The organism is Pedobacter sp. SAFR-022, assembly GCF_051965375.1.
Classification (GTDB): Bacteria; Bacteroidota; Bacteroidia; order Sphingobacteriales; family Sphingobacteriaceae; genus Pedobacter.
Window position 1 is genome coordinate 168,589 of the sequence record NZ_JBQCME010000007.1, and the last position, 7,564, is coordinate 176,152.

5 protein-coding genes are annotated in these 7,564 nt (G+C 45.0%); 3 read left to right on the top strand and 2 right to left on the bottom strand.

Annotated elements, in window-relative coordinates:
• The gene (locus tag ACTHQF_RS15735) at positions 1 to 1,068 is read right to left on the bottom strand and encodes an efflux RND transporter periplasmic adaptor subunit (protein ID WP_440431650.1); all 1,068 of its coding nucleotides are present in this window, start codon (positions 1,066 to 1,068) and stop codon (positions 1 to 3) included.
• A 146-nt stretch (positions 1,069 to 1,214) separates the two neighbouring features.
• On the opposite strand from ACTHQF_RS15735, the gene ACTHQF_RS15740 reads away from it, so the two are divergent.
• A complete protein-coding gene (locus ACTHQF_RS15740; RefSeq protein ID WP_440431652.1) occupies positions 1,215 to 3,008 on the top strand; it encodes a M61 family metallopeptidase in 1,794 nt (597 codons plus the stop codon).
• A 76-nt stretch (positions 3,009 to 3,084) separates the two neighbouring features.
• Here the strand turns inward: ACTHQF_RS15740 and ACTHQF_RS15745 are convergent, their stop codons facing one another.
• Positions 3,085 to 3,564 (bottom strand): hypothetical protein, encoded by a 480-nt coding sequence (locus ACTHQF_RS15745; protein ID WP_440431654.1) that lies wholly within the window; start codon positions 3,562 to 3,564, stop codon positions 3,085 to 3,087.
• Positions 3,565 to 3,785: 221 nt separating this feature from the next.
• Between ACTHQF_RS15745 and ACTHQF_RS15750 the strand changes: the two genes are divergently transcribed.
• On the top strand, positions 3,786 to 5,558 hold the full coding sequence (locus ACTHQF_RS15750; RefSeq protein ID WP_440431656.1) for an AMP-dependent synthetase/ligase: 1,773 nt from the start codon (positions 3,786 to 3,788) through the stop codon (positions 5,556 to 5,558).
• Positions 5,536 to 7,266 carry a gamma-glutamyltransferase gene (gene ggt, locus ACTHQF_RS15755; protein WP_440431658.1) on the top strand — a complete coding sequence of 577 codons (1,731 nt, stop codon included), beginning with the start codon at positions 5,536 to 5,538 and terminating at the stop codon, positions 7,264 to 7,266. The genes ACTHQF_RS15750 and ggt overlap by 23 nt, the downstream gene beginning before the upstream one ends.
• Positions 7,267 to 7,564 lie beyond the last annotated feature (298 nt).

Below are 7,564 nucleotides of genomic sequence, written 5' to 3' on the forward strand. Positions count from 1 at the left end.
TTAGTTGTTTACCACAGTCACCTTTACAGGAGCATCTTCCTTTAAAGCCATGGCACCGGTGGTAAGTACCGTGTCGCCCGCCTTCAGGCCAGATGTAATTACAATTCGTTCTGCTGTTCTGGTCCCGGATTCTACCGGCACCTGTTTTGCTTTACCGCCTTTGGAGATGAAAACGGTTTTACCTTTTAATACTGGAATAATAGCTTCATTCGGAACCATCAATGCATTCTCCACTGTACTTAGCGTAAGTCTGATCTTTGCAAATGAGCCTGGTAATAATTCATTTTTAGGATTCTGTGCAAGAGCTTTGATTGATAAGGTACGTGTTTGCGCGTTGATTGCAGGCTCAATAGCATAGACTTTGCCTTTATAGGTCTGGTTTATTCCGTCTGTGTTAAAATCGACCTCTGAATTCAGTTTAATCTGGCCTGAATATTTCTCCGGGACAGAGAAGCTGATTTTAACGGGGTTGATGGCCGATAAGTTGGCGATCACCTTATTTGGGGTTAGATATTCACCAATAGAGATGTTTCGTAAGCCGATCTTACCATCAAATGGTGCGCGAATGCTTGCTTTCGCAAGTTGTGCCCGCACCAATTGCGCCTGAGCATTTAAGGATTGTAGTTCTGCCAATGCGGTATCGTATTCTTCCTGGCTTATGGCACCTTTCGCCAATAGCTGCTTTGCACGATTTTCGTTGGATTGTGATAGTTTTTGACCTGTAAGTACCTGTTGCAGCTGTGCTTGGATATCCCGGTCATTGATCTTAACCAGCAAAGTGCCTTTTTTAACATTGCTGCCTTCGGTAAAATATATCCCCGTTACCAATCCAGCGATCTCACTCTGAAGGGTTACAGATTCGTTTGCTTCGACTGAGCCGGTGACTTCCAATTCATTTTCAAATGCATCTGGCGTTACCACAATGCCGTTTACAACCATGCCGGAGCCAGAGCCGCCGCGGCCGCCCTTACCGGATTCGGAGATGGCTTTGTTTGCTGTAATTCGGTAATAGACAAAGTAGGCAAGTGCCACTGTAAGAAGGGCATAAACGATGTATCTGATTTTCATTTTTGAGATTGTAAATGGGATTAACAAACAAAAATATCTAAATAAGTTAGCAGGTTCATGTTGTATTAAGTATGTTACACCTCTAAATTCAATTTATTAAGGTTAAAGTAGGAGAAGTCCTATTTTTGTCGAAAAGCTGTTAAAGTATGTTTAAAAAAAAATCACTATTAGGGGTGGTCATTTTACTATCCTTAGGCCTTACAGCGAAATCGCAGGTTAAGATCGGTTTCGAAGTAAGTTTTACAGAGCCACAAGCACATTATGCTGATGTGGAGATGAATATCTCGGGCATCAACAAGGACTACGTTGATGTTAAAATGCCGGTTTGGGCACCAGGATCTTACCTGGTAAGGGAATTTTCCAAAAATGTAGAAGGTTTTAAAGCAAGTGCTGCAGGTAAACCGGTAAAATTTGAAAAAGTTAGAAAGAACATCTGGCGGATCTATGGTGCTAAAGCGAATCAGCTTAAGATCAATTATCGCGTATATGCTTTTGAGGTTTCCGTACGTACCTCGTTCATTGATGCTTCACATGCTTTCTTGTCTTCCACAGGTATATTTATGTATCCTGAGGGGCACCTGAAATCGCCAAGTACCGTTAAGGTCATCCCTTTCGAAGGCTGGTCTAAAGTATCTACCGGACTTGAACCCGTTGCCGGACAACAATTCACTTATACGGCGAAGGATTTTGACATCCTTTATGATAGCCCCCTGGAAGTAGGTAATCAGGATATATTTGAATTTACGGCTTCTGGTGTAAAACATGAAGTTGCGATGTATGGCAGCGGTAACTACGATAAAGAACGCCTGAAAGTAGATATGGCCAAAATTGTGGAACAAGGCACGGCCATTTACGGCGAGAATCCGAATAAACACTACACTTTCATTGTCCATAACTTTGAGCGTGGCGGCGGTGGTCTGGAGCACTTAAACTCTACGGTGCTTGGTGCATCCCGTAATCAATATAATAATGAAAGAGGCTACAATGGCTTTTTAGATCTTGTTGCGCACGAATATTACCATTTATGGAATGTTAAACGCCTTAGGCCGGTGGCTTTAGGTCCGTTCGACTACGACAATGAAGTTTATACCACCAATCTATGGATTGCGGAAGGCTTCACGGCTTATTACGAGAATAAACTAACACACCGCGCAGGGTTTAATGATCAGTTAACCTTTGTCAACAAACTTGCCGGCGCAGTAGCTGCGGTAGAAAATACACCAGGCGCAAGGGTACAGTCGGCAGCGATGGCCAGCTACGATGCCTGGATCAAACAATACCGTCCGGATGAGAACTCCAGCAACAGCTCGATTTCCTACTATAGCAAAGGTGAAGTCATTGGTTTAATGATGGACCTTGCGATCGCTCATGCCACTAAAGGCGAGAAGAGTCTTGATGATGTTATGAAAGCGATGTACCTGCAGTGCAAAGCACAAGGTAAAGGTTATACAGATGCCGAGTTCAAAGCTATGGTTGAAAAGATCAGCGGCACTAGCTTCACTGCTTTCTGGGACAAATATGTTACCGGTACAGCGCCGGCGGATTATGCCACCTACTTTGGTTATGCTGGAGTTACGGTGAAGAACGAAAATGAAGGCAAGCAAGTACCTTATCTTGGTGTAGCTTCGCGTAAAATAGAAGGACGTATGTTCATCTCGGCAGTTTCCAGGAACTCCGCTGCATGGACAGCAGGATTAAATGTAAACGATGAGCTGATCAGCATCAATGGTGTGCCTGTAGAGGCTGCGGTGGAGCGTATGCCGGAGCTGACCAGTAAAAAGGTTGGAGACGTTGTTGCGATCAAGGTTGCCAGGGATGGAAAACTGCTGGACTTTAATGTAACGCTAAAAGCAAATCCAAACATCAAGCTGGTAGCCCAAATTGATGAAAATGCAACGCCTGCACAAAAGACGGTGCTTAAAAGATGGGCCGGGGTGTAAACGGCTCCATCGGACATAAAAAAAGCGGCTGGTCATTTTTCGATGACCAGCCGCTTTTTTTATGTTTAAGGTTTACTTAGAATGTAAATCGTACCGACAGACCTAAACCTGAAGAATCGAATTCTGTAGAGGGTGCTAGTTCAATTGCTGGTTTCCAATCTAAAGACAAGTTGATCGGCGCGTCAGCGAATTTGTAATCTAAACCAACTACACCGTCAAGAGAGATATAGGCTTTGTTGGTGTCGTCAAACTTCCATTTTCTCGAACCTACGGATCCACCGATACCATAGTACCAGTTCAATCCTGGAGCACCTTGAAGCGGATTGTAGATCTCATATAGACCCGTTACTCGGAAATAAGAATAGCCGTCGTTTGATCTGAAATTTGCAATCAGGTCCAACATCTTGTTGTCGCCAAGGGTGGTTTTAAAAGTCACACCATTTGCGGTTCCAAAACGTCCACCTATGGCATTCCTGTAGCTTTGGGCATTAGAAGTACTGTAAAGGCCGATAGTGGCAATCACAGTTAAACACATCATCGTAAAAAGTTTTTTCATAATTTTTTTTAATTAAACAATCAAATTGGACGATTCAACTCTTGTGCCAGTAAATTCCGGCAGCTGCAAATGTACAATCGCCGGGGCATAAGGCCTAATATAAAGGGGGGCGATTTAAGATTCTGAAGGGGGTAGACAGCGTTAATGCCGGCATTCCCGAGATTTTAATACATTGAATATTTTGTTAGATTTGAGATACACCAAATATTTAAGCAAACTTTATGGGAACAACAGTCACACGGGTATTTGATATTCTAAAGTATAACATCGAGAATTTCCCTAAAGATGATTTCGTCAGCGGAAAGGTTAATGCAGTATGGAAATCTTATAGTACTCAAGCCTTTTGCGAAACGGTCGACCGGCTAAGCAGAGGCTTAGTTAAACTTGGCATGGGAAAAGGTTCCAGAATTGCAGTGATGTCACCGAACAGGCCTGAATGGAACATTGCTGATTTCGCTATTATGCAACTTGGTGCTTACCAGATTCCATTGTATCCGACCCTTGCTGCTCAGGATATTAGCTTTATAATTAAGGATGCTGAGGTTGACTTGATCTTCGTTGCGGATGAAGCTTTGTATTTGAAGGTTAAAGCTGTTATTGATGCTTTAGATATTCCAATTGAGGTCTATAGTTTTGATCAGGTTTCTGGTGTGCCGCATTGGTCGGCCTTGGAGCAGGCTGGTATGGCTGCCGCAGAAATTGATCTGGAGCCCTACCGGCAAGCAGTTACGCCGGAAGATATTTTAACGCTGATCTACACTTCGGGAACGACGGGTACACCCAAAGGCGTGATGCTAACCCACAATAATCTGGTACAGAACTTTAAAAACTGCGCCAAGATCTTTCCTTCAGGGGTACGCCGCGTGTTGAGTTTCCTGCCTTTGTCGCACATTTTTGAACGGATGATTGTTTACGTATACTTTTATACCGATGCCGCTGTGTATTATGCGGAGAGTATGGACACCATTGTAGCAGATATTCAACATGTGAAGCCACACGGCTTTTCTACCGTACCTCGCCTGTTGGAGAAAGTGTACGATAAGATTATGGAGAAAGGGAAGGAGCTTGCCGGCCTAAAACGGAAGATCTTCGATTGGTCGGTCTCAGAGGCGGAGAAATTCGAATTCTCCAATGGCTGGTTCTATAAGATGAAACTGAACATCGCCAGGAAACTTGTGTTTAAAAAATGGCAGGCGGCGCTTGGCGGTAAGATTATTGTCATTGTTTCTGGTGGTGCAGCCTTAAACCCGAGGCTAGCCAGGATCTTCTGGGCTGCAGGTATGCCGGTTTTCGAAGGGTACGGGCTGACGGAAACTTCACCAGTAATTACGGTAAACCATTTCGATCATACCATGTTTGGTAGTGTAGGTCCGGTAATTGATGGGGTAGAGGTGAAAATTGCGGAAGATGGCGAGGTGCTCACACGTGGGCACAATGTGATGAAAGGCTATTACAATCGTCCTGACCAGACTGCAGAAACGATTGATGCCTCGGGTTGGTTTCATACAGGCGATATCGGTGAGCTGGTTGATGGGAAGTTCCTGAAGATCACGGACCGGAAAAAGGAGATCTTTAAAACTGCCGGTGGCAAGTACGTTGCACCGCAGATTTTGGAGAATAAATTTAAAGAAGCACTGCTGGTGGAGCAGGTGATGGTATTGGGTGAGAACAGGAAATTTCCTGCTGCGCTAATTGTTCCTAACTTTGCGGCACTCAAAAACTGGGCTGCTGAAAAGGGGATCTCTTATGAAAGCAATCAGCAGCTGATCGAAGCACCGCGGGTGCTCGAGAAGTATCAGCAGATTGTACAGGAAACCTGCAAAGATTTTGGTAAGTGGGAACAAGTGAAGCGTTTTCATTTACTCGAAAAAGAATGGACCATTGAAGGTGCTGAGCTTACACCTAAACTAAGCTTGAAGCGGAAAGTCATCCTGGAGAAAAACAAGGATGCCATAGAGGAAATTTATAGAAATGCAGAAAGTTACAAGATTTAGGGCAGTTGTATGGGTGGTTACCGCCATGCTTCTTCCCGCAGTAGTACAAACCGGTTGTTCAAGCCGTAAATCGGGACTAAGCACTGGCTCGGAAATACATAAAAGTGTTGAAGCCCCCCGGGGCATGGTTGTTACAGCAAGTGAATATGCTTCGCAAGTGGGCCTTGATGTACTTAAAAGTGGCGGTAACGCCGTAGATGCAACGGTGGCGGTGCAGTTTGCATTAGCAGTGGTTTATCCGAATGCCGGAAATATCGGTGGCGGTGGATTTATGGTTTATCGTAGTGCAACGGGCGAAACCAGTACGCTGGACTACCGGGAAAAGGCGGCTTCGCAGGCTAGCCGCGACATGTACCTGGACAATGCAGGTAATGCAATCGTTGAAAAAAGCCTTTATGGCAGTCTTGCTGCAGGTGTGCCCGGCTCCGTTGCCGGTATGGTTGAAGCCCATAAAAAATACGGTAAGATGAAGTGGTCTGCGCTTGTGGAGCCCGCGGTTCAGCTTGCCAGAAAAGGATTCAGGATCTCTGCCAGGCAAGCCCGGGAATTGAATGGCCTTCAGGAACGGCTGAAGCAGCTCAATCCGATGGGTACAGCGCTGATCAAAGATAACTGGACCGAGGGAGATTTGCTGATGCAGCCTGAGCTCGCATTTACCATGGAGCAAATCCGGGATAAAGGTCGCGCAGGGTTCTATGAAGGTCCGGTTGCTGACGCTATTGTTGCGCAGATGAAGCAGGATGGGGGCATTATCTCTAAAGAAGATCTTAAGAATTACCATGCCGTTTGGCGTGATGCCATCACCGGAAGTTATAAAGATTTCAAGGTTATCACCATGCCGCCGCCCTCTAGCGGTGGAATTGCCTTAATTCAGCTGTTGAAGTCTGTGGAGGCATTTCCCTTAAAACGTTGGGGATTCAATCGAGATTCAACGATTCAAGTTATGGTAGAAGCAGAACGTAGGGTTTATGCCGACCGTGCCGCTCACCTGGGTGACCCCGATTTTTATAAGGTTCCTTCAAAGACGTTAATGTCTGATGCCTATATTAAACAGCGTATGGCAGACTTCAGCTGGGCGCGTGCAACACCAAGTAGCGCTATAGCTGCAGGAGAAATTGCTCCGGCGGAACATGAAGAGACAACACACTTCTCTATTGTTGATGCTGAAGGTAACGCGGTGTCGAGTACCACAACGTTGAATGGTTCCTATGGCGCTGTTGTGGTTGTTAAAGGAGCTGGATTTTTGCTGAACAACGAGATGGACGACTTTTCGGTGAAACCGGGATCACCGAATATGTACGGCTTAGTAGGTGGTGAAGCAAATTCCATTGCGCCGAATAAACGAATGCTGAGTTCTATGACCCCAACCATTCTGGAGAAAGACGGCAAGCTGTACATGGTGGTTGGCACACCTGGCGGTTCTACAATCATTACTTCGGTATTCCAGACGATCCTGAATGTTGTGGAGTTTGATCAGGATATGCAGACTGCCGTAGATGCTAAAAAGTTTCATCACCAGTGGTTGCCTGACGAGGTGGCTTATGAGGCTGAGGCAATTGATAGTCTTACTTTAGATAAGCTCAAAGAAAAGGGGTACAAAATGGTACCACGTGGCCCTATTGGTCGTGTTGATGCGATACTCAAGATTAAATCCGGTTATCAGGGCGGTGCAGATCCGCGTGGTGATGATAAGGCACTGGGATTTTAATCTTCTTACCATTCCATTAGCCTTGCTGATCAAGGCTTACAAAGCTCCTCCCTACGAGGAGCTTTTTTTTATTTTGCATTGTGCGAAAAATCCCCTTACCGGAGCAGTATTTTCCCAACTTTCCTCGTTTTACGCGTTTTTCACGCAGAATCTACTTTTGGGCAGCGCTAAAATAGGGTTGAAATTCCTCGTTTTTGGCTGTTTTTAGCTCGTTTTCTTGTGCTAGTAAAAATATTTTTAAATTTTTTCCGCTGGATGATAGTGTAGTCCTGCGTTAAACCACATGCGAGTTGGTTGT